At 61.1% G+C, this 22,757-nt stretch carries 21 protein-coding genes; 13 read left to right on the top strand and 8 right to left on the bottom strand.

The genetic code is table 11. The features are described 5' to 3' along the window. The first annotated feature begins 15 nt into the window (after nucleotides 1–15). The 6 genes from speA (at nucleotide 16) to QQL64_RS00705 (ending at nucleotide 6,187) form a co-directional block, all read left to right on the top strand. Nucleotides 16–1,905 carry a biosynthetic arginine decarboxylase gene (speA, locus tag QQL64_RS00730; protein WP_284395087.1) on the top strand — a complete coding sequence of 630 codons (1,890 nt, stop codon included), beginning with the start codon at nucleotides 16–18 and terminating at the stop codon, nucleotides 1,903–1,905. Nucleotides 1,906–2,006: 101 nt separating this feature from the next. Then, nucleotides 2,007–2,807 (top strand): 3-hydroxybutyrate dehydrogenase, encoded by an 801-nt coding sequence (locus QQL64_RS00725; protein ID WP_284395085.1) that lies wholly within the window; start codon nucleotides 2,007–2,009, stop codon nucleotides 2,805–2,807. A gap of 77 nt (nucleotides 2,808–2,884) precedes the next feature. Then, a complete protein-coding gene (locus QQL64_RS00720; RefSeq protein ID WP_284395083.1) occupies nucleotides 2,885–3,631 on the top strand; it encodes an acetoacetate decarboxylase in 747 nt (248 codons plus the stop codon). Nucleotides 3,632–3,640: 9 nt separating this feature from the next. Beyond that, complete coding sequence (locus tag QQL64_RS00715) at nucleotides 3,641–4,858, top strand: DUF3734 domain-containing protein (RefSeq protein ID WP_284395081.1); 1,218 nt, start codon at nucleotides 3,641–3,643, stop codon at nucleotides 4,856–4,858. After that, a complete protein-coding gene (locus QQL64_RS00710; RefSeq protein ID WP_284395079.1) occupies nucleotides 4,855–5,733 on the top strand; it encodes an NAD(P)-dependent oxidoreductase in 879 nt (292 codons plus the stop codon). Before QQL64_RS00715 ends, QQL64_RS00710 begins: the two co-directional genes overlap by 4 nt. 136 nt (nucleotides 5,734–5,869) lie before the next feature. After that, nucleotides 5,870–6,187: a hypothetical protein gene (locus QQL64_RS00705; protein ID WP_284395076.1), complete on the top strand. Its 318-nt coding sequence runs from the start codon at nucleotides 5,870–5,872 to the stop codon at nucleotides 6,185–6,187. An 84-nt stretch (nucleotides 6,188–6,271) separates the two neighbouring features. Here the strand turns inward: QQL64_RS00705 and QQL64_RS00700 are convergent, their stop codons facing one another. The 3 genes from QQL64_RS00700 to radC all read right to left on the bottom strand — a co-directional run bounded on the left by QQL64_RS00700 (nucleotide 6,272) and on the right by radC (nucleotide 9,846). Further along, complete coding sequence (locus QQL64_RS00700; protein WP_284395074.1) at nucleotides 6,272–6,985, bottom strand: SPOR domain-containing protein; 714 nt, start codon at nucleotides 6,983–6,985, stop codon at nucleotides 6,272–6,274. Further along, nucleotides 6,986–8,677: an arginine--tRNA ligase gene (argS, locus tag QQL64_RS00695; protein WP_284395073.1), complete on the bottom strand. Its 1,692-nt coding sequence runs from the start codon at nucleotides 8,675–8,677 to the stop codon at nucleotides 6,986–6,988. 497 nt (nucleotides 8,678–9,174) lie between these two features. Beyond that, nucleotides 9,175–9,846 (bottom strand): RadC family protein, encoded by a 672-nt coding sequence (radC, locus tag QQL64_RS00690; protein ID WP_284395072.1) that lies wholly within the window; start codon nucleotides 9,844–9,846, stop codon nucleotides 9,175–9,177. Nucleotides 9,847–9,946: 100 nt separating this feature from the next. Here radC and coaBC point away from each other — a divergent pair, with 100 nt between their 5' ends. From coaBC to QQL64_RS00675, 3 genes are read left to right on the top strand one after another with little or no spacing between them, the layout of a single operon-like run. Further along, nucleotides 9,947–11,152, top strand: a complete 1,206-nt coding sequence (coaBC, locus tag QQL64_RS00685) for a bifunctional phosphopantothenoylcysteine decarboxylase/phosphopantothenate--cysteine ligase CoaBC (RefSeq protein WP_284395070.1) — start codon at nucleotides 9,947–9,949, stop codon at nucleotides 11,150–11,152. Next, the gene (gene dut, locus QQL64_RS00680) at nucleotides 11,149–11,604 is read left to right on the top strand and encodes a dUTP diphosphatase (RefSeq protein ID WP_284395069.1); all 456 of its coding nucleotides are present in this window, start codon (nucleotides 11,149–11,151) and stop codon (nucleotides 11,602–11,604) included. Before coaBC ends, dut begins: the two co-directional genes overlap by 4 nt. A gap of 19 nt (nucleotides 11,605–11,623) precedes the next feature. After that, nucleotides 11,624–13,957: a phosphomannomutase/phosphoglucomutase gene (locus QQL64_RS00675; RefSeq protein WP_284395068.1), complete on the top strand. Its 2,334-nt coding sequence runs from the start codon at nucleotides 11,624–11,626 to the stop codon at nucleotides 13,955–13,957. A 24-nt stretch (nucleotides 13,958–13,981) separates the two neighbouring features. Here QQL64_RS00675 and QQL64_RS00670 read toward each other — a convergent pair whose 3' ends face one another. The 3 genes from QQL64_RS00670 to QQL64_RS00660 all read right to left on the bottom strand — a co-directional run bounded on the left by QQL64_RS00670 (nucleotide 13,982) and on the right by QQL64_RS00660 (nucleotide 15,899). After that, nucleotides 13,982–14,635, bottom strand: a complete 654-nt coding sequence (locus QQL64_RS00670) for a DUF4124 domain-containing protein (RefSeq protein WP_284395066.1) — start codon at nucleotides 14,633–14,635, stop codon at nucleotides 13,982–13,984. A 96-nt stretch (nucleotides 14,636–14,731) separates the two neighbouring features. After that, nucleotides 14,732–15,379, bottom strand: coding sequence for an orotate phosphoribosyltransferase (pyrE, locus tag QQL64_RS00665; protein WP_284395064.1), 648 nt, complete (start codon nucleotides 15,377–15,379; stop codon nucleotides 14,732–14,734). 25 nt (nucleotides 15,380–15,404) lie between these two features. After that, nucleotides 15,405–15,899, bottom strand: a complete 495-nt coding sequence (locus QQL64_RS00660) for a GNAT family N-acetyltransferase (protein ID WP_284395062.1) — start codon at nucleotides 15,897–15,899, stop codon at nucleotides 15,405–15,407. Between the two features lie 54 nt (nucleotides 15,900–15,953). Here QQL64_RS00660 and QQL64_RS00655 point away from each other — a divergent pair, with 54 nt between their 5' ends. The 3 genes from QQL64_RS00655 to QQL64_RS00645 all read left to right on the top strand — a co-directional run bounded on the left by QQL64_RS00655 (nucleotide 15,954) and on the right by QQL64_RS00645 (nucleotide 18,484). Then, nucleotides 15,954–16,724: an exodeoxyribonuclease III gene (locus QQL64_RS00655; protein ID WP_284395060.1), complete on the top strand. Its 771-nt coding sequence runs from the start codon at nucleotides 15,954–15,956 to the stop codon at nucleotides 16,722–16,724. Continuing rightward, the gene (locus QQL64_RS00650) at nucleotides 16,714–18,009 is read left to right on the top strand and encodes an AmpG family muropeptide MFS transporter (RefSeq protein ID WP_284395059.1); all 1,296 of its coding nucleotides are present in this window, start codon (nucleotides 16,714–16,716) and stop codon (nucleotides 18,007–18,009) included. The genes QQL64_RS00655 and QQL64_RS00650 overlap by 11 nt, the downstream gene beginning before the upstream one ends. Before the next feature lie 139 nt (nucleotides 18,010–18,148). Then, nucleotides 18,149–18,484 (top strand): hypothetical protein, encoded by a 336-nt coding sequence (locus QQL64_RS00645; RefSeq protein WP_284395058.1) that lies wholly within the window; start codon nucleotides 18,149–18,151, stop codon nucleotides 18,482–18,484. Here QQL64_RS00645 and QQL64_RS00640 read toward each other — a convergent pair. Beyond that, nucleotides 18,457–19,584 (bottom strand): anhydro-N-acetylmuramic acid kinase, encoded by a 1,128-nt coding sequence (locus QQL64_RS00640; RefSeq protein WP_284395057.1) that lies wholly within the window; start codon nucleotides 19,582–19,584, stop codon nucleotides 18,457–18,459. The genes QQL64_RS00645 and QQL64_RS00640 overlap by 28 nt on opposite strands. 8 nt (nucleotides 19,585–19,592) lie before the next feature. Continuing rightward, on the bottom strand, nucleotides 19,593–21,038 hold the full coding sequence (locus tag QQL64_RS00635; protein WP_284395055.1) for an OapA family protein: 1,446 nt from the start codon (nucleotides 21,036–21,038) through the stop codon (nucleotides 19,593–19,595). Between the two features lie 210 nt (nucleotides 21,039–21,248). Here QQL64_RS00635 and tyrS point away from each other — a divergent pair, with 210 nt between their 5' ends. Next, nucleotides 21,249–22,460 (top strand): tyrosine--tRNA ligase, encoded by a 1,212-nt coding sequence (tyrS, locus tag QQL64_RS00630; protein WP_284395054.1) that lies wholly within the window; start codon nucleotides 21,249–21,251, stop codon nucleotides 22,458–22,460. The last annotated feature ends 297 nt before the right edge of the window (nucleotides 22,461–22,757 follow it).

Genomic DNA, 22,757 nt, shown 5'->3' with positions numbered 1-22,757 from the left:
AGGAGATACCGTCACATGGCGAATTCCTGGAATACCGACACCGCGCGACACACTTACGCCGTTCCCTATTGGGGTGATGGCTACGTCGACGTCAACCACGCTGGCGATATGGTCATGCGACCGCATGGCCCGAACGGCCCCGGATTTTCGTTGCCTGAGATCGTCGAGCGCGCGCGTGCCGAAGGGCTGCGCCTGCCTTTGCTGGTGCGCTTTCCGGACATTCTTGCCGATCGGCTCTCGCGCCTGCAGGGTGCGTTCGCCAAGGCGATCGGCGAGTGGAACTACGCGGGCGGTTATACGGCCGTCTATCCGATCAAAGTGAATCAGCAACGCGGCGTGGTTGCGGAACTGGTAGCGGCTGGTGAGTATGGCTTTGGACTGGAAGCGGGCTCCAAGCCGGAATTGATGGCCGTGCTGGCGATGGCGCGACCGGGCTCCGTCGTTATCTGCAACGGCTACAAGGATCGCGAATACATTCGTCTCGCTTTGATCGGACGCAAGCTGGGCTTGCGCATCCATATCGTGATCGAGAAGCCTTCCGAGCTGGAGCATGTGATCGCCGAAGCGAAGGCGCTACAGGTGGAGCCGTTGCTTGGCGTGCGCGTTCGCCTCGCTTCGATAGGAGCCGGCAAATGGCAGAACACCGGCGGCGACAAAGGCAAGTTCGGCCTTTCGCCGGCGCAAGTGCTGGGTCTGGTCGAGCGCCTCGATAAGGCGGGCCTGAAGCACACGCTGAAGCTGCAGCATTTCCACATGGGCTCGCAGATTTCCAATGTGCGCGATATCGCCAACGGCATGCGCGAAGCGACGCGTTATTTCGTGGAGCTGACGCGTCTTGGCGTGCCGCTGGAGATCGTCGACGTGGGCGGCGGCCTGGGTGTGGATTACGAAGGTTCGCGTTCGCGCAGCCACAATTCGATCAACTACTCGCTGGAGCAATACGCCGCCACCATCGTGCAGTCGCTGGCCGAGGCGGTGGAAACAGAAGGACTGAAGGCACCACACATCATTACCGAGGCAGGGCGCGCGATGACCGCGCATCACGCGGTCATGGTGATCAACGTGAGCGAAGTCGAATCCGTGCCGGCCGGCAGCCTGCCGCCGGTCGATGGCGACGAACCCGTCGTGCTGCGGCATCTGCGCGAAGTGCACGACGAACTGGATGCACGCCCGCCGCTGGAGTTGTTTCACGAAGCGCAGCATCACTTGCAGGAAGGTCAGACGCTGTACGCACTCGGCCAATTGTCGTTGGCCGATCGCGCACGTCTGGACGAGTTGTACTACGCGATCGCCAATGCTGTGCGCGCGCGTCTGCTGCCGGCCGAGCGCGCACATCGTCAGGCGCTGGACGAGCTGGACGAAAAGCTGGTCGACAAATACTTCGTCAATTTTTCGGTGTTTGAATCGGTACCGGATGTGTGGGCGATCGATCAGATTTTTCCGATTGCGCCGATCTCCCGCTTGAACGAACAGCCGACACGCCGTGGCGTGCTGGTCGACCTAACTTGCGATTCGGACGGTCGTATCGATCACTACGTCGATGCCGATGGCGTGGATGTGAGCCTTCCGCTGCATGCATTGAAAGACGGCGAGCCCTATCGTCTAGGCATTTTCATGGTCGGCGCCTATCAGGAGACGCTGGGCGATATCCACAACCTGTTCGGCGATACCGATGCGGTGAATGTCCGCGTCGATGGCGGCAACTACGTCTTCGCTCACAAGCGTCGCGGCGACACCACCGACCTCATGCTGGATTACGTCGGCTACGACCTGGAGGCGTTGCGCCGCAGTTATCGCGAGCGTATCGCCACCGCAGGCGTCGTTGGCGAGCAGGCCGAATATTTGTTTGTAACGTTGAATGAAGGTCTGACCGGCTATACGTACCTATCCGAGGGCGTGCGTTAGCTACATGGCCCGGGGTGCCTCGACACTTGTCGAGGTGCCCTGTGGCCGTACCGGCGTGCCGCCCACTCACCTTCCCCTTTCCCCATCCGAAGGAGTGGCACATGGCAAGTCTCGACGGCAAAGTTGCATTGATCACGGGCGCAGCAAGCGGCATTGGCAAGGCGATCGCCGAGCTTTATGCAAAGAACGGCGCAGCAGTGGCGATTGCCGATATCAACCAGCAGGCTGCCGATGCGGCAGCGGCAGAGATCAAGGCAGCCGGCGGCAAGGCCATTGGTATCGAAATGGACGTCACCAGCGAGGCGGCGGTGAATGCCGGCACCGACAAGGCAGTCGCCGCGTTCGGTAGCCTGGACATTCTTATTTCCAACGCGGGCGTGCAGATCATCAATCCGATCGACGAGTTTGCCTTCGCCGACTGGAAGAAAATGCTGGCGATCCATCTCGACGGCGGTTTCCTTACCACCAAGGCCGCGCTCAAGCACATGTACAAGGACGACGGCACCGGTAAGAGCCGTGGCGGCACCGTGATCTACATGGGTTCGGTGCATTCGCACGAGGCGTCCAAGCTGAAGTCGGCCTACGTCACCGCCAAGCACGGCCTGCTGGGCCTGGCGCGCACGTTGGCGAAGGAAGGCGCGGCACACAACGTGCGCTCGCACGTGATCTGCCCTGGCTTCGTGCGCACACCGCTGGTGGAGAAACAGATTCCCGAGCAGGCCAAAGAGCTGGGCATCAGCGAAGCGGACGTGATCAAGAACGTGATGCTGAAGGACACCGTCGACGGCGTGTTCACCACCGTCGAGGACATTGCGGAGACGGCACTGTATCTGGCGGCATTCCCGAGTGCGGCTTTGACCGGTCAAAGCTTCGTGGTCAGCCACGGCTGGTACATGCAGTAACGGGTTATCCCTTATGCATTGCTGGTGGCGCGCACATGTTTGGCGCGCCACGTCGTGTCGCTCACGAGGAGAGTTTCATGAAGATCGCCGATGTCAAAGCCAACGCCTTTGCCATGCCGCTGAGCAGCCCCGCTTTTCCGCGCGGGCCGTATCGTTTCGTCAATCGCGAATTCCTGGTCATCACCTATCGCACGGATATGGATGCGCTGCGTGCGGTAGTGCCCGAGCCGCTCGAAGTCACCGAGCCGCTGGTGAAGTACGAATTCATTCGCATGCCTGACTCCACCGGTTTCGGCGACTACACCGAATCGGGCCAGGTCATTCCGGTGAGTTTTCGCGGGCAACACGGCGGCTATGTTCATGCGATGTATCTCAACGACCATCCGCCGATTGCCGGCGGCCGCGAGTTGTGGGGCTTCCCGAAGAAGCTCGCTACCCCGGTGCTGGATACCGAGATCGATACCCTGGTCGGCACGCTCGACTACGGCAAAGTGCGTGTGGCCAAGGCCACCATGGGCTTCAAGCACAGCGAAGCGGATCACGCCGCCATCCTGGCTGGCCTCGCTGCGCCGAACTTCTTGCTGAAGATCATCCCGCATGTGGACGGCACGCCGCGCATTTGCGAACTGGTGCGTTACTTCACCACCAACGTCACGCTGAAAGGTGCCTGGACGGGACCGGCCTCGCTGGAACTCCATCCGCACGCGCTGGCGCCGGTGGCCGACTTGCCGGTGCTCAAGGTGGAATCGGCAGCGCACTACATCACCGACCTTACGCTCGACCTGGGCACGGTGGTGTACGACTATCTCGACGAAAACGCCTAGGAGACTGGCATGGCCGCACATAAGACGCCATCGTCAAAAACCACCGCGCATCATTCTGCGCAAGATGCCTACAAGGTCACCGCCCTGGTTTTACAGGGCGGCGGTGCGCTTGGTGCGTATCAGGCGGGTGTTTATCAGGCGCTCGACGAGGCCGGTTTGCGCCCCAACTGGATTGCAGGTATTTCGATCGGTGCGTTGAATGCGGCGATCATCGCCGGCAACGCGCCCGAACAACGGGTCGAGCGACTGACCGAATTCTGGGAAACGATCTGCAAGTCGGCCTTGTGGCCGGGCGGATCGACCGCGCTTTCGCCGGACAACATGGCATGGCCGCAGATATTTCGCGATGGTGCGAATGCGCTGGCGGCCTTGCGGGCGTTGACGGAAGGCCAGGCCGGCTTCTTCCAGCCACGCATGCCGCCGCCCTTGCTGCAATGGCATGGCACGCCAGCCACCAGCAGCTGGTACGACACGGCGCCGTTGCGCGAAACGCTGGAACGTCTCGCCGATTTCGATCGCATCAACGATGCCCGCAGCCTGCGCGTCTCGGTGGGTGCCGTGAATGTACGCACCGGCAATTTCGCGTACTTCGACAATCGCACCGAGAAGCTCCGTCCCGAACACTTCATGGCGTCGGGAGCACTGCCGCCGGGTTTCCCTGCAGTGGAAATCGATGGCGAGTATTACTGGGACGGCGGCATAGTCTCCAATACGCCGCTGTACAAAGTGCTGACCGAGCGGCCGCATCACGACACACTGATTTTCCAGGTCGACCTATGGAGCGCGTGCGGTGCCTTACCGCGCGATATGGGCAGCGTGGCAGAGCGCACGAAAGACATTCAGTTCTCCAGCCGCACGCGCCTGGTGACCGAGTACATGCATCAAAGTCGCGAGCAGCAGCGCTTGCTGCACGAGTTGATGGCGCTAGTGCCTGAGGCCAAACGCAGCGATCCGGCTTTCCGCCGCGCGGAACGTTACGCCAACGGCGCACTGACCAATCTCATCCATCTCATCTACCGCGACAAGCCCTATGAAGGGCACTATAAGGATTACGAATTCAGCACCACCACGATGCATGAACATTGGCAGAGTGGCTTGACTGATATGCGGCATACGTTGACGCGACCGCACTGGCTCGATCCACCTACACCCGAAAACCCGTTTGTGACGCACGATGTGCATCGCGCGCTCGGCAACGATTCGACCTCTTCAAAGGAACGCGCGTGAAAGAAGCAGGCATGACCCTCAAGGCAGCATTCATCGGTTTGGGCGCGATGGGCGCCCCGATGGCCGGACATCTGAAACAGCATGGGTTGTTGCGCGCCGTTGCCAATCGTACGCATGCCAAAGCCGAAGCGCTGGCGCGTGACTTGAATGTTGCAGCACCTGCCACGCTCGCCGAGCTTGCTGCACAAAGCGATGTGATTGCGTTGTGTGTCACCGCCGATGCGGACGTGCTCAACACCATCGATGCGCTTGCTCCGCATCTGCGGCCCGGCACGATCGTGATCGATCATTCCACCGTGGCGCCCGATACCGCCCAGCAGGCTGCCGCACGCTTGCACACGGTGGGCGCGCACTTCCTCGATGCACCGGTATCCGGTGGCGTGGAGGGGGCGAAGAACGGCAAGCTCTCGATCATGGTGGGTGGCGACGCGTCGGTACTTGAGCGCGCTCGCCCGGTGTTGGAGGCGTATGCCTTGCGCATTACTCATCTCGGTGATGTGGGTGCGGGGCAGGCGACCAAAGCGGTCAATCAGGTGCTGGTGGCGGGTATTGCGCAGGCGGTATGCGAAGGACTGGCGTTGGGCGAAGCGCTCGGTCTCGATCCGGAGCGCCTGATTCCAACCTTGGGTGCGGGTGCCGCGGGCAACTGGTTTCTCGAGAAACGCGGCGCCACCATGTTGAAGAACGAGTTCAGCGTCGGCTTCAAACTCGCGCTGTTGCACAAGGATTTGGGCATTGTGCGCGGCATTGCCGAGAAAGCCGGCACGTCGCGCACGGTGATCGAAAGTTCGCTCGCCGATTACGCCGAGTTAATGCGTCAAGGTTACGGTGATGACGATATTTCAGGGTTGATCCGCCTCAAGCGTCGTCAATGATCCGTGACGGATCAATGCAACGACGAACGAAGTTGCGGTGATGGTTGCCCAGGTATATACAGGCGAGGCCTGGCGTGATCGCTGATGTAGCCAGGACACGAAACCCGTCACCACTACTTAAGTGAAAGGGGAATTCATGAACATCGTCAGCTTGATCATTCAACTGGTTACCGGTGCCATCGGCGGCAATGTTGCCGGCGCCGCGCTCAAGAACTACAACCTCGGTACGCTTGGCAATTCACTGGCAGGTATCGTCGGCGGCGGCATCGGCGGACAGATTTTGTCGGCAGTGCTGGGTGGCGGCGCAGGAGCAGCAGTTGCCGGAGCGGCCAACGGTGGTATGGATATGTCTTCTATCCTGGGCAACGTCGCGGGCGGCGGCGTGGGTGGTGCCGTCCTGATGATTATCATCGGGCTGATCAAATCCAAGATGGGCGGCGGATCCAGCAGTTGAGTTCAGCTCAGCCGTTGAGGCACGCAAAACAGACAAGGGCGCCGAGGGCGCCCTTGTCATATCTGTCGCATGCCATGCGCGCGACTACATACCCGCTTTCAGCGCGATAGCGGGAATGCCTGCCGAGGCGAGCCGCTGCTTGGTCGATTCCAGGTCAGTGGCCGAATGGAAGGGCCCGAGGCGAACGCGGTGATACGTCTGACCGCCGACACTGACCGACTGCACGTTGGCGACGAAACCCTGTAGCGCAAGCTTGGCTTTCAGCGTCTCTGCGTCCGCGGCGTTCGGAAACGCGCCCACCTGCAACAGATAACCGCTCTGGGCAGGGTTGGTCGAAGGCGGCGGGGTGACGGCCGAAGCAGGCGCTGCCGTGATGTTTTGGGTGATGGCTGCCGGCGCATTGGGCGGCAACTTAGGTGCCGTCGGAGTCGCGCTTTGCGTCTGCTGTTTCTGTTGTGCGGCGAGCTGCTGCTGTTGCTCGGCCTTGGCCTGCGCGCTGATCTCCGAGTCGGGGATGCGCACTTCTTTTTCCGACAGCACGGAATAGAAATCGTATTGCGGTTTTTTCGGCGCGGTCGTACCGCCAGCCGGCGTCAGGCCTTCGTCGCTACCAGGCTGCGCGGTGGCTTCGGGGTTGGGTTGCGGGCCCTTGGGCGCCATCGGTACCAGCGAGTGGCGCATCAGCACGACGACCACCAGCGCACCAATCAGTATGCCGATAAGGACGCCGGCCCAGGCCGGAAATCCGCCACTGCTATTGCGCACGGCCTGCCGGCCTTTACCCTTGCGTGGTGCCATTTACATCTTCTCCGGGGCACTGAGTCCCAGCAAATCCAAACCGTTACGTATGACCTGACGGGTGGCGACGGCAAGCGTGATGCGCGCGTTGCGCAGCTCGGCGTCGTCCACGATCCATTTGTGTTCGTGATAGTAGCTGTGAAGCGCACCGGCGAGTTCGCGCAGATATTGCGCGATCAGGTGCGGTTCCAGATTGTTGGCGGCCGCTTCGACGATTTCCGGGTAACGCGACAGCTCGGTCAGCAGGATCTGCTCATGCTCGCTATCCAACCGCGCCAGCTGTCCGAAGCCGGAATGTGTATCGACTGGAGGCAGGCCGCGTTCGGCCAGTTCTTCCAGCACGCGGCAGACGCGTGCATGCGCGTACTGGATGTAATAGACCGGATTGTCGTTGCTCTGCGAGCGGGCAAGGTCGATGTCGAACACCAGCTGCGAATCGGAGCGGCGTGCGATCAGGAAATAGCGCGTGGCGTCGCGGCCGGCTTCGTCGATCAGGTCGCGCAAGGTGAGGTAGCTGCCGGCGCGCTTGGAGATCTTCACCTCTTCGCCGCCGCGCATCACGGTAATCATCTGATACAGGACGTAATGCGGCCAATCCTTGGGAATGCCGGCGTCCAACGCCTGCAGACCCGCTTTCACGCGGGCCAGGGTGCCGTGGTGGTCTGCACCCAACACGGTCACGGCGTTTTCATAGCCGCGCTGCCATTTGCTCAGGTGATAAGCCACGTCGGGCACGAAGTAGGTGTAGGTGCCGTCGGACTTGCGCATCACGCGGTCCTTGTCGTCACCGAAATCGGTGGTACGCAACCACAGCGCACCGCCTTCTTCGTAGGTATGGCCGTGGGCGAGCAGCTCGCGCACGGTTTCTTCCACCTTGCCGTCGGTGTAGAGCGAGGACTCCAGGAAATACACGTCGAAATCGACGCCGAAGGCTTTCAGGTCGAGATCCTGCTCATGGCGCAGTGCGGCCACGGCAAAGCGGCGGATCGCGTCGAGATCCTCCGGATTCTTGGCGCCGGTAACGGTGTGGCCGTCAGCAGTGACCGATTCGCCGGCGAGATAGGATTTGGCGACTTCGGCGATGTAGTCGCCGCGGTAACCGTCTTCCGGCCAGCCGGTATCCCCGGGTGCGATGCCGCGCGCACGCGCCTGCACCGAGATCGCCAGGTTCTGGATCTGCACGCCGGCATCGTTGTAATAGAACTCGCGTTTGACGTTCCAGCCGGTGGCTTCGAACAGACGGCTCAGGCAGTCGCCGATGACTGCGTTGCGGCCGTGGCCCACGTGCAACGGACCGGTCGGATTGGCGGAGACGAATTCCACGCCCACCGTTTTCCCGGTGCCGCTTTTGTTGCGGCCATAGGTGCCGCCCTCGGCAAGCATGCTGCGCACTTCTGCGTGATAGGCGCCGGGCGCCAGGAAAAAGTTGATGAAGCCCGGGCCTGCGATATCCACCTTGCCGATCAGTGTGTTGGCAGGCAGGGCGGCGACCAGTTTCTCGGCGAGCTCGCGCGGTTTGGCACGTGCCGGCTTGGCCAGCAGCATGGCGGCATTGGTGGCGAAATCGCCGTGTTCGCGGCTACGCGCACGTTCGATCACGAAATTCGGCAAATCGATGCCGTTCGGTAGAGTGCCATCGCCTTGGAGGGTCCGGATGGCCTGAAGAACCAGGTCGCGCAGCGCTTCTTTCACGGGCGGGGATCGATCTTGATGGAACCGCGCATCCTAACAGACACGGTGCTGCAGACCGTCTTTCCTTATGGCTGGACCATGCGGACCCGTGTGGTGCCTGCATCTGCTGCGGTGCGGTGGATCGATTCTGTGGATAAGTCTGTGGGGAAAGTGAAGGCTACGTGGGAGCTACCACGGAGAACGCCGATGGAAACCCGTTTGTCATGCAGTTATTACATAGAAAATAAGCACTTAGAAGACCAACTTAATGTGCTCTTCAGTAATATGCCGGTAAGTGGCCCCGAGAGCGCTGTGTGCATAAGTCTTGCCACCCCCGCATCCAAAGGCATGCGCATTGCATGTCATACGGCAGTCATGACGCGCCGCGACAATAACTGGGTATCACCGGCGTCTCCCCCGTCGGATCGATACGGGACTGCCGCATCCCAATACCCTCCCCTCATGCGGCTCCCGGCGCGAACCTAGCGGTCGCGCCGTTTTTTTTGGATCGAGAGAACCTACAGCATGCCGCGTTCGGCCATGGACACGGCTTCGGCCTGGCCGATCACCAGGTGATCCAGCACCCGAACACCTACCAGCCGCAGCGCCTGGCCCAGCTCACGGGTGATCGCCTGGTCGGCGGGGCTGGGCTCGGCCACCCCGCTGGGATGATTGTGCGCAAAGATGACGGCGGCGGCGTTATGTCTGAGGCAGGCGCGGACCACTTCGCGCGGATGCACATTGGCGCCGTCCACGGTGCCTCGGAAAAGCTCTTCAAAGGCGAGTACGCGGTGACGATTATCGAGGTACAGGCAAGCGAAGACCTCGTACGGCAGATGACGCAGACGGGAGCTAAGGTAGTCGCCACTCTCTCGCGGATTGCCCAGAGCGGGACGTTCGGCCAACTGTTCGGCGAGGCTGCGGCGGGCGAGCTCCAATGCGGCAGCAATGCGTGCGCGCTTGGCCGGCCCCAGCCCGACGGCGCGGATGTCCTGGTCAGGCCGGCCGAGCAGGGCGCCGAGGCTGCCGGCGCGCATCAATAACTCGCGTCCCAGGGCGATTGCATCCTTGCCGCGCACGCCGCTGCCAAGCAATACGGCGAGCAATTCGGCATCCGACAATGAAGTGCTGCCGCGTGTCAGCAATTTCTCGCGGGGCCGCTCGCCTTCCGGCCACGTACGAATACTCATATCGCCAGCATCCATGATGCGGATGCGATCGAGGCAGCAGTTGCCATACATGAATCCGGTAAGCTAGCCGTCTACCAGTACGTCAGACCCTGCTTACACCATGAGCCTTGCCCAACGCCGCATATTGCTGGGAGTGTCGGGTGGCATTGCCGCCTACAAATCCTGCGAGCTGGTTCGCCGCTTGCGTGACCTCGGCGCGCACGTGCGCGTCGTCATGACCGAGAGCGCGACCCGCTTCGTCACTCCGACCACCTTCCAGGCCTTGTCGGGGGAGGCGGTGCGGGTGAGCTTATGGGACGAATCGGCCGAGGCGGCGATGGGACATATCGAGCTGGCGCGCTGGGCCGAACGTGTGCTGATCGCCCCGGCCAGTGCCGATCTGATGGCGCGCCTCGCGCATGGACATGCCAGTGACTTGTTGACCACGCTGTGTCTGGCGACGGCCGCACCGGTTTATGTGGCGCCGGCCATGAATCAGCAGATGTGGGCGCATGCCGCCGTGCAGGCGAACCTCGCTACTTTGCGCACGCGAGGTGTGCACATCCTCGGACCGGCCATAGGTGATCAGGCCTGCGGTGACGTTGGCTCGGGCCGCATGTTGGAGCCGCATGAATTGCGTGACGCGATCGTGGCTTCGTTCGGCGATCGCGTGCTGCACGGTAAAAAGGTCGTAGTCAGTGCGGGGCCGACGTATGAGGATATCGATCCGGTACGTTTCATCGGCAATCGAAGCTCCGGTCGAATGGGTTTCGCCGTGGCCGAAGCAGCAGCGCAAGCGGGCGCGCAGGTGACGCTCGTCGCCGGTCCGGTCGGCCTCGCCTCGCCGCCGAACATCGCAAAGCGCATCGATGTGCGCAGCGCGGCGCAAATGCATGCTGCGGTGACCGAAGCCGCTGCTGATGCCGACATTTACATTGGCGCAGCCGCTGTCGGCGACTATCGACCGAACACCATCGCTGCGCACAAGCTCAAAAAGCAGGCAGGCGCGGAACTCACGCTGCAGTTGGCGGAAAATCCGGACATACTCGCGAGCCTTTCGGCGCAGCGCGCGCATCCGTTCCTGGTCGGCTTTGCGGCGGAGACACAGAACGTGGAGAGCTATGCCCGCGACAAACTGCAACGCAAAGGATTGGACATGATTGCCGCTAACCAGGTTGGCGATGGCATGGGCTTCGAAACGGCCGACAACGCGATCACGCTCTACTGGGTCGACGGTTCGGCAGAGTTGCCGCGGGCCGACAAAGCCATCCTTGCACGCCAGCTGATCGAACACATCGCCAGCCGCTACAAGGCGGTGCGGGGATGATCGATGTCGAACTGAAGATTCTCGACCCGCGTCTGGGCGACAGTATTCCGCTACCGCAGGCAGCCACGTTGGGCAGCGCAGGGATGGACCTGCGCGCCGCGCTGCAAGAGCCGCTCACCCTGTCTCCGGGCGAAAGCGCGCTGGTGCCCAGCGGTATGGCCATCCATATCGGCGATCCGGGTTGGTGCGCGCTGATCGTGCCGCGCTCCGGACTGGGTCACAAACATGGATTGGTAATGGGCAATCTGGTGGGCGTGATCGATGCCGACTATCAGGGGCCGTTGATGATTTCATGCTGGAACCGCGGCACGCAGCCCTACACCATTGGGGTGGGTGAACGTATTGCGCAGCTGCTGCTGGTACCGGTCGGGCAGGCGCGATTGCGGGTCGTCGACGAATTCGTGCCGTCGCACAGGGGCGAGGGCGGGTTCGGATCAACGGGCAAGCATTGAGATACTTGGGGAACGGGGCATGGCGATGAGCAGCGCAAGAACGCGTTTGCCGGGTGTGCAGGTCAATTGGGGACGACTGTCGATGCTGGTCGGCGGCACCTTGCTGCTGGCGTTTGCCGCGTTCAGCGCCTGGCAAACGTCGTTGGTTGCCGATCAGGATGGCGCCATCAAGCAGGTTCATACAGCTCAAGATCAAGCCGTTCAGTCGCTGGCAGATGAAATCGCCACCCAGCGCAATCAAGTGACAAAGGCCCTATCGGGCGTGGATACGAGCGGGCTGCCCGCTGATCCCGCGCCAGTACTCGCTGCTCTGAAGCAGCGACTGCCGCAGGCTTTGAATGTGGAGCTCTACAGCGGCGGATTGGATGAAGTCCTGCACGCCAACTATCACGACTTTGGCTATGCCAAGGCGGCGCAATTGATGGAGGCGCCGGATGCCGAAGGTGCGCCGCCCGTGCAGTCGATGTTCAAGGGTATCGGCGATCGTCGCATGACGATGGTGGCGCCGCTGGGTCCGGAGCAAAAGCCGCTGGCCTGGGTCTGGATTGAACTCCCGTTTGCGCCGATCGCACAGCGCTTCAATGAAGCTCCAGTGGGTGGCGGCAGGTTGGAGCTGCATCAAAGCAGCGATCGCGGTGAGAATCTTGAATTGATGGCGCATGGCAGTGCTGCGTCGGTCGATCGGGAGCCGACTGGCAAGCCTGTGCCAGGCAGCAGCTTCAACATCATGGCCGTGTTGCCGGGCGCCTATATCGTGTTGCCCCAATCTTTACCGCTAGCTGCATTGTTGACCCTGGCTGGCTTGGTTGGGGGCGTGTATCTCTTCTGGTTGTTTGCGCATGCAGGCATGCGCCGCGCCGTTCCCATCGAGGAAGAAAGTTTGTCGGACATTGCAAAAGATCAGCCCGCGCCCGCGCCCGTCAAACCGGTCGTTCGCCCCGTAGCCAAACCTGCACCAGCACCGGCTCCGGTCACAGTCGATCCCACCATTTTTCGTGCTTATGACGTGCGCGGTGTGGTGGGTACGAGCTTGACGGCTGGAGTGGCGAAGCTGCTCGGCCAGTCGATCGGTACGCTAATGCGCGAGAAAGGGCTGCACGAAATCGTGGTGGGACGCGATGGGCGCCTTTCCGGTCCCGAGCTGGCTGGTGCTTTGTCCGACGGTCTGCGCGCGGCTGGCATCGATGTGATCGACATCGGCGCGGCACCGACGCCGGTGGTGTATTACGCGACCTACCGATTCAATACTGGTAGCGGTGTTGCGGTTACCGGTAGTCACAATCCGCCCGATTACAACGGCTTCAAGATCGTGGTTGGCGGCGAAACGCTGTCGGAAGGGGCGATCCAGGATCTCTACAATCGGATCGCCACGAATGCTCTCGAAAGCGACGGCAAGGGCAACCTGCGGCATGTCGACGTGGTGCCCGACTATATCGAGCGCATCACCTCCGATGTACAGACTGAGCGCCCGCTCAAAATCGTGGTCGACTGCGGCAACGGTATTCCCGGCGCGGTGGCGCCGCAGGTGCTCGAAGGCATCGGCTGCGAAGTCATTCCCTTGTATTGCGAAGTCGATGGCACCTTCCCCAACCATCATCCCGATCCGTCCGATCCGCACAATCTTGAGGACCTTATCCTTTCGGTGAAGCAGACCGGCGCCGATCTGGGTGTGGCTTTCGACGGCGATGGCGACCGCCTGGGTGTCGTGACGCGCAGCGGCGAAATCATTTTCCCCGATCGCACGCTGATGCTGTTCGCGCGCGATGTGCTGTCGCGACAGCCCGGCGCAACGATTATTTACGACGTCAAATGTACCGGTCATCTCCGGGGCCAGATACTCGATGCCGGCGGGAGCCCCTTGATGTGGCGCACCGGCCATTCGCTGATCAAGGCGAAAATGCGTGAAACGGGCGCGGAGCTGGCCGGCGAGATGAGCGGCCACTTCTTCTTCAAAGAGCGCTGGTACGGTTTCGACGACGGTATCTACGCAGGTGCTCGACTGCTAGAAATTCTGGCCGGAGATATCGAGGGTCGTACGCCGGAACAGATCTTCGAGACCTGCCCCAAGGGCGTTTCCACGCCGGAACTCAAGATCGAAATGGCCGAGGGTGCGCACTATCGCTTTATCGAGAAATTCCGCGAGAAGGCCAACTTCGGCGATGCCGCGCTGATCACCATCGACGGCGTGCGCGCCGACTGGCCGGATGGTTGGGGATTGGTGCGTCCCTCCAATACCACGCCGGTCCTGGTGCTGCGTTTCGATGCGGATAACGCGGAAGCACTCAAGCGCATCCAGGATACGTTCCGCAAGCAATTGCTGGCGGTCGATCCCACATTGAAGCTGCCGTTCTGAAGATGCGGGGCCGGCAATCAGTAGTCAGTAGCCCCGATCGGCCTTGGCAGCGGCTCTCAGATCGCGATAGCGCTGCAGCTCCTGCGCCTGCTGTTGCACCATGGCATCCCGATTTGCTTTCTGGCGCGCAAGCAGGGCGCGCTCACTGGCAACGACGTTGCGTTGCGCAGCAATCTGGTCGGTGAGGAATTTCGGTACCGGCTGCTTGGCGCGTTCGTTGTCGGCGGCGCGGTTGAGCAGGTCGGTCAGCGCTTCATCCTGGCTGTGCAGATTGACGCGCGTGGTATTCATTTGCTCGTCGAGGTTTTCCAGCACCTGTTGCTGTTCGAGCTTGAGTGCGTCCTCATCGGGATAGGCGTTCAGCAGCTGGATATCGGCGCGTTTTCGCTCATCGATGGAACGTTGCTGGGCGGCTTCTTCTGCCGCTTGTTTCTGCGCCGCCGCGCGTTCCGTGGGTGACAGTTGCCGCCCCACGTGTGCGATCACCATGCCATCGTTGTTGATCACCTCGTAGCCGTATTTCACGGCGTCATTGGTGAGGCTGTCGCTGTAATGCGGCAAGCCGCTGCCATCTACCCAGCGGTAGTGGACGCCGGTGCCGGCGCTGCTCTGGGCCGTCGCCGCTCCAGCGAGGCCGAGCGACAAGACAATGGACGCGGTAAAAACCAATCGACGCATGACCCCCTCCTCAGCCCAGTATAGCCGGGGGTTGTGACCAGCTGGATCGTAAGTATGTGCCAGCGTGACTGAATTCACTGCTACGAGGACAGAATCTTAATTCCGTACGCCGTAACGCTCTCGGTAGGTGAGCAAGCGCTGGTGTTCGGCGGCCAGATCCGGCCGTTCGCCGGCGTACGCCAGTACGTCGCTGAAGCCAGTGATGGCGACCACCGGGATGCCGTAATCGCGCTGCACTTCCTGCGCTGCGGAGAGTTCGCCCTGGCCGCGCTCTTGGCGATCCAGCGCAATCAGCACACCGGCGGGCGTGGCGCCTTGCGCACGGATGAGTGCGAGGGATTCACGCACGGCGGTGCCAGCCGTCATCACGTCGTCGACGATCAGCACGCGGCCCTTGAGCGGAGCTCCCACCAACACGCCGCCTTCACCGTGATCCTTCGCTTCTTTACGGTTGTAGGCCCACGGAAGGTCGCGGTCATGCTGCTCAGCCAGGGCGATGGCGGTAGCTGCGGCAAGCGCGATGCCTTTGTAGGCGGGGCCGAACAGCATGTCGACGTCCAGTCCCGAATTCACGACGGCGGCGGCGTAGGCACGACCAAGACGAGCCAGCGCAGCGCCGGAGTCGATGCGGCCCATGTTGAAGAAATAAGGACTCAGGCGGCCGGATTTGAGCGTGAATTCGCCAAAGCGCAGTACATCGCGCTGGAGAGTGAGTTCGATGAAGTCGCGTTGGTAATCGTGCACGGGTGGTTCTCGCGGTAGTTCAAAGTCAGGGTAGGGCACGCCACAGCAAGTGTTGCGGCCCGGAACGCCCGCCATGGTACAACTCACCGGTATCGACGAAGCCAGCGCGCAAATACAGTCGCAGCGCGGCAAGGTTGCGACAGTTCACCAGCAGCACCAGCAATCGGGCTTCGGGGTGGCGCGTGCCAAGGTCGGCGATCAACGCCGTGAGAGCTTGCGATGCCAGCCCTTGTCCCTGCCAGCGGCTGTCGATAAAGAACGATCGCAATCCCACGGAGGGCGGATCGAATTCGCGCCCTACGACGGTGCTTGCGCTAGCCTCGATGCGGTAATAACCCACCGGACTGCCGTCGCGAAGTATCGCCATAGGCGTGCTGCCCGGACAGCTTTCGGCGTCGGAGAGAGAGGGCGCGATATCGCTCACGAAATCGCGCTGTGGCAGCGACACTTGTAACTGCAGAAGGGACGGGCGCAATTCGGGCGTGACAGGCACAACGCGGATGGCAGGCAACTCGTACATGGTTGCTATCATGGCGCAATATCAGAGACCGTAACCGACTCTTAAGGAAGGCCCATGCGCATTATCAGCCTGAACGCCAATGGCATCCGTTCGGCCGCGAACAAAGGTGTGTTCGAGTGGTTACGCAAACAGCACGCCGACGTGGTTTGCCTGCAGGAAACCAAGGCGCAGGAGGACCAGCTTACCGATCCCATGTTTCGTCCCGACGGACACCATTGCTTTTATCGCGATGCCAGCAGCAAAAAGGGCTACAGCGGGGTAGCTATCTACGCCAAGCGCGAACCCGACAAAGTGCTGACCGAACTGGGCTGGGATGAGTTCGACAACGAAGGGCGCTACGTCGAAGCACGTTTCGGCAATCTCAGCGTCGTGTCGCTGTACGTACCCTCCGGATCGTCGGGCGACGAACGTCAGCAGTTCAAGTTCAAGGTGATGGAATGGATCACGCCGATCTTCGACAAGTGGCTCAAGAGCAAGCGCGATTACGTCATCTGCGGCGACTGGAACATTGTGCATACCAAGGACGACATCAAGAACTGGAGTTCCAACCAGAAGAATTCCGGCTGCCTGCCCGAAGAGCGCGCATGGCTCGATCTGCTGTTCAAGCAACGTGGATGGGTCGACAGTTTCCGCGCGCTGAAGCCGGACACGGTGGAGTACACATGGTGGTCCAATCGCGGGCGCGCTCGTGAGAACAATGTGGGATGGCGTATCGACTATCAGGTAGTGACGCCTTCGCTACGCGAGCGCCTCAAACACTGCTCGATCTATCGCGACGAACGCTTCTCCGACCACGCGCCGTATACGGTCGACTATGCGGACTGAGGTCGCCGCGCCGGCGCCGCGCAAGCCGTCGATGTGGCGGGCGTTCTCGCAACCGGCGGCTTGGACAATGTGCTTGCTGGGGTTCTCCTCCGGCCTCCCATTCCTGCTGGTATCCGTCACGCTGGCGCTCTGGCTGAAGGAAAGCGGTGTCGTGCTGAAGGACATCACGATGATCGCCAGCGCCGGCATGACCTACGCTTTCAAATTCGTGTGGGCACCGTTGCTCGACCACTGGCGGCTGCCCCTGTTTTCGCGACTGGGTCAGCGTCGAGGCTGGCTGCTTTTTGCACAGATGGGAGTGATCGCCGGGCTTTTGCTGATGGCGCTGCTCACGCCGCACCAGCTGGACTTGTTCGTGCCGGCGACTCTGCTGGTGGCCTTCATGGGCGCTACCCAAGACATCGCGGTGGACGCGTACCGCATCGAGATCGCCCCGCCCTCCGCGCAGGGTGCGCTGGTGGCAACCTATTCGCTTGGCTATCGGTTGGGCTTACTGGTGGCCGGCGCGCTGGCGCTGATCCTCGCCGATCACATCGCCTGGTCATGGGTGTACATGCTGATGGCCGCGGCGATGCTGTTGCCGGTTGTCACTACGCTGACGATGCCCGAGCCGGATGTGTATCGCGCTGCGCCGGCCAATTGGCGCGCGGCGATGCGCGAGAGCGTGATCGATCCATTCGCGGATTTTTTCCGCAGGTACGGCTGGGCCATAGCAGGACTGACGTTGTTGTTCATCCTGCTGTTCAAGTTGCCTGAACAGTCCATTGGCACCATCTTTAATCCGTTCATGCGCGACATGGGCTTCAGCAAGACTGAGATCGGTGCGGTCACCAAGATCTATGGGGTATGGATTGGCATTGTCGGCGCGTTTGTCGGCGGCGCGGCAGTAGCGCGCTGGGGCGCGTGGCGCACACTGGGCGTAGCGATCGTGCTAGAGAGTTGCAGCAACCTATTTTATCTGTTGTTACTGCATCACCACGGTAGTCTGCCGATGCTCACAGTAGCCATCTCCGGCCAGAACTTTGGCGAGGGCCTGCTCGGGCCTCCTACCGTGGCGTTCCTGTCGTTGTTGGTCAATCGGCAGCACACAGCAACGCAATACGCATTGCTGAGTTCGTTGGTAAACCTTCCTGGCAAAGCACTCGGGTTTTTCGCTGGCGGCATTGTTACCGTGCTCGGTTATGGCGGTTATTTCGCTATAACCGTGATATCGATACTGCCGGCGATGTTCTTGTTCGCTTGCTTGTGGCGGCGCTTTCGTTACGACGAGCCAGTGCCCGCTTAGAGTGGCCAAGGCGTGGCCGCAAACGCGTTCACATCCCGAATGCCAACTGGCCCACGGATCGCCGTGATGGCAATTGCCAGCCACCGCGCAGTTGGCGACGATCAGCCAACAGGGGCTACATGGCACGGAGCGACGCCATATGCCGGATATCATGATTCGTCACATCGATCGACTGATGGCGGAGCGCATCAAAGTGCTTGCCAAAGAGCGTCAATGGTCGACTAACGACGTAGTGCTGCAGGCGCTGCGGCACGGTCTGGGTGTGTCCGAAAGCAGCGGACTTTTGGCCGAAAACCTGCGTGAATCGAGAGACCTCACCGCGCCAGGCGGGCAATGGGATGCGAGCGAACAGGCCGCTTTCCAAGAGGCCATGCAGGCGCTTACGGTGGCGCGGTCCGAACAACTTGCGCCGGTCAACGGCGGCGTAGGCGAACTGTTCGATATTGATCAGCGTGATGTGCGCGGTGCTGCGTAAACAGCGCCCAACACGCGAGGTCCACGCGCACCGGTGACAGCAGGTAAGTTGCCGGGAAGTCCAAGCAAACGCTGCCGTGCGAGCCACGCAAACGCAGTGGCCTCCAAATAGTCCGGATCGATGCCTTGGGTACCGGTGCTGGTCAGCTCGCGCGGGTGGAGCAACTCGCGCAGCCGTTGCACCAATGCCCCGTTATGCACACCGCCGCCGCAAAGCAGCACGTCGGACGCATCGCCGGCATGTTCCGCAATCGCATTCGCAACGCTTTTCGCGGTGAGTTCGAGCAGTGTGGCCTGAACGTCCGCCGGGGAAAAGGTTGCCGATCCTAACCGTGCGTCCAGCCATCCGAGGTGAAAGTGTTCGCGCCCGGTGCTCTTGGGCGGCGGCAGCGCAAAGTACGGATCTTCGAGCAGGTTCGCCAGCAACGCTTCATCCATGCGTCCGCTTGCGGCGAATGCACCACCACGATCGAATGCCTCGCCGCGATGCCGTAGAGACCATGCATCGAGCAGACCGTTGGCAGGCCCGGTGTCGAATCCGGACACGTGGCCATTGGCCGACAACACCGTAATGTTGGCGATGCCGCCAAGATTAAGCACGACGCGCGTGTGGCCAGGTCGAGCCAGCAACATCGCATGCACGGCAGGCAGCAGCGGCGCACCTTGACCACCCGCGGCGACATCGGCGCGACGAAAATCCGCCACGACGTCGATGGTGCTGCGCTCGGCGATCACGCTCGAATCGCCAATCTGCAGCGTAAACGGATACTCGCCGGATGGCCTATGACGAATCGTCTGGCCATGCGAACCAATGGCACGCACGGATACCGCTGGTGTTCCGCTTTGGGTGAGAAGCTCTTTCACCGCGTCGGCAAACATTTGGCCGATGGCGACATCAAGCCGCCCGTAAGCATCGAGGTCGAGTTTCGTTTCGTCCTGCGCAACACGCAAGATCTGCTCGCGCATGGCTTCCGGCCAAGGATGAGTCAGTGCGTGAACCAGCTGCGGGCGGTCCTGCTCAAAGCTCACCAGTGCGGCGTCGATGCCGTCGACACTGGTGCCGGAGATCAGGCCGATATAGAGCGCCGAAACATCAGTCACACAATGGCTCAGTCGTCGCTACGCTTGGTGGATTCGGCGCGCGCGAGCTTGTAGTTGTTGTCGATTTCCATCAGGCGCGCCAGCTGTGGTTTCACCACTTTGCTCTGGAACTGCGCCATCTGCATTCCCGGCAGGGGTTCGGGTTTCGGCAGTGTGACTGTCTGCGGATTGCGCTGCACACCGTCCACGCGGAATTCGTAGTGCAGATGAGGGCCGGTGGCCAGGCCGGTCATGCCGACGTAGCCGATCACTTCACCCTGCCGCACATGTTGGCCTACGCGTTCGGTGGCGAAGCGGGACATGTGGCCATAAGCCGTGCTGATTTGCGCGTTGTGCTGGATGATCACGAAGTTGCCGTAACCATTCATCCAGCCGCGGAACTTGATGACGCCGTCACCCGCTGCGTGGATGGGCGTGCCGGTCGGTGCAGCGTAGTCCACGCCCTTGTGTGCGCGCATCAAGCCGAGAATCGGGTGCATGCGGGCCGCGCTGAAGGGCGAGGAGATGCGGGTGAAATCCACAGGAATGCGCAGGAAGGATTTTTGGATAGGACGGCCATCTTCGCTAAACCAACCATCGCTGCCGTCCGCGCGCTTGAAACGATAGGCGGTATAGCGATGCCCCTGATTGACGAATTCCGCTGCGACAATGTCGCCTTCGCGCAAATAGGCGCCGTCGCGATACACGTTGTCGTAAACCACGGTGAAGCTGTCGCCCACGCGCAGGTCTTGCACGAAGTCGACGTCGTACTTGAACAGATCGGCGAGCTTGATCACCATCGCATTGCTCATGCCGGCCTTGTTGGCGGCGGCGAACAACGAGTCCTGGATCACGCCATGTGCGACCTGTTCGCGCGTTTCCACAGTGCGAGCTACCGTTGTTGCACCTGGTGCGGCGCTGTCGAGGCGAATGATCGCGCGCGTGGCTTCGTCCTTGTCGAAGCGAATGCCTTCGAGTTTGCCATTGCGGCCGATCAGGAAATCGAATTCCTGGCCGGGGTGAATGTTGTGCAACGCCGTCTTCGCATCGCCGGCGTTGTCTACCACGTGCTGCAAGTCCGTAAGGCTCAGGCCCTGATCCTTGAAGATGTCCGAAAGTGTCTCGCCGGGGCGCACCTGCACGATGTGCCAGTCTTCAACGGCCGGCGCCTTGAGCGTGGGGGCTTCGATTTTCGGCAACGCGAGCGGTAGCAACGTGTGCTCCACCGGCTCGACCGTTGCAGGCTTCATCGCGGTGGCCCATGCGGGAATCAGGAAGCCGGAAAGCACCGTGATCAACAGTGCTGTCGCTGCTAGCATCCAACGTTCGCGATACCAATGGATAGGCTCGCCCTCACTGTGCCGATTGAACGACCAGTGAGAGCAGTGTTGGTAGAAGTGCGAGTGGCGATGTTGTGCCTTACGGCGGATGGCCAATTTGCGCGCCATGCGCGCGTCTTGTTTGCCGTCTGCCATCGCTAGTTGACCTGATTCTTATTATTCATCGCCCAGCCGCCCCTGCGGTACAAAGTATCAATTGCCGGTACCATAACGAGCTTGTGTAAAGGGCGTCAACGCCTTTTCCATCAAGGGTTTGCGCGAGATTTCCAGTTAACGCACAATTAACGCCATTAAGGGTGGCCGTCACTTTATTGGCTGCCTAAGCAACTAAATCACGAGGGTTTCATGAACGAGCTTGAGCAGGCGCTAGCCATCATTGCGCGCGGCGCCGACGAGATCATCAAGCAAGAGGAATTGGCCGAGCGCCTGAAGCTTGGGCGCCCTTTGCGGATCAAGGCCGGCTTCGATCCCACAGCGCCGGATCTGCACCTGGGCCACACCGTGTTGCTCAACAAAATGCGCCAGTTTCAGGATCTCGGGCATCAGGTGATTTTTCTGATCGGCGACTTCACGGGCATGATCGGCGATCCCACTGGCAAGAACGTCACGCGCAAGCCGCTGACTCGCGAGGATGTACAGGCGAATGCCGAGACCTACGCAGAGCAGGTTTATAAGGTGTTGGATCGCGAAAAGACCGAGCTGCGCTTCAACTCCGAATGGTTCGGCAAGATGACCGCAGCCGACATGATCAAGCTGGCGGCGCAGCATACGGTGGCGCGCATGCTCGAACGCGACGATTTCGCCAAGCGTTACGCGTCGCAGCAACCGATCGCCATTCACGAATTCCTCTATCCGCTGGTGCAGGGCTACGACTCGGTCGCGCTCAAGTGCGACGTCGAGCTCGGTGGTACCGACCAGAAGTTCAACTTGCTGATGGGGCGCGGGTTGCAGGAGCATCACGGCCAGCCGCCGCAGATCGTACTCACCATGCCGCTGCTCGAAGGTCTGGACGGCGTCAATAAGATGTCCAAGTCGTTGGGCAACTACATCGGCATTAATGAGCCGGCCATCGATATCGTCACCAAGACGCTGAAGATCGGCGATGAGCTGATGTGGCGCTGGTTCGAGCTGCTCAGCTTCGAGGTATCGATCGATGAGCTCGCGCGGATGAAGCACGACGTAGCCAGTGGTGCCCTCAATCCTCGCGATGCCAAGCTACGCCTTGCCCGCGAACTGGCTACGCGTTTCCACGACTCCGCTGCCGCAGATCAGGCGATTGCCGGTTGGCACGCGGTGGTGCGCGGCGAAGGTGATACCAGTCTGCTTCCGCTGACCGAGATCGCTGTTCCGGTCGACGGGCTGCGTCTGCCGGCACTGTTGACTGCGGCGGGCCTGACTGCCAGCAACTCCGAGGCGAACCGCAAGCTTAAGGAGCGTGCCGTACGTATCGACGCTGAAGTCGTCGAAGATGCGCAACGCATTTTCGCGCCCGGATTTGAAGCAGTGCTGCAAGTCGGCAAGCGCAACTTCGCGCGCGTGCTGTTGACTCAGGCGTGAGCCTTACGCGACGGCAGTGGTCGTCGCGTACACGCAAGCGTTTCACGAGATCCAGCGAGAACAAACGCTTAGCGTCAAGCTAGAAAAAAATTTAGAAAATCGCTTGCCAAAAAGGCAGGCTCTCCCTAGTATTCGCCACCCCGCCGCTGCACCCTCTCGCACGGCAACTCCCCGGCAAAAACACATCGCCGAAGGTGTTGACGGAAGGTGAAAGGGATGTAGAATGGGCGGCTCACCCGGGACGAAAGGTCTTCGGGGCGGTTCGAGAAACGGACTGCAAGTGGTTGATCTTTGACA

Origin of the sequence: Dyella lipolytica, from assembly GCF_030160075.1 — a bacterium.
GTDB lineage: Bacteria > Pseudomonadota > Gammaproteobacteria > Xanthomonadales > Rhodanobacteraceae > Dyella_B > Dyella_B lipolytica.
The sequence above is the reverse complement of the archived record's forward strand: the minus strand, read 5'-3'. Positions and strand labels throughout refer to the sequence as shown.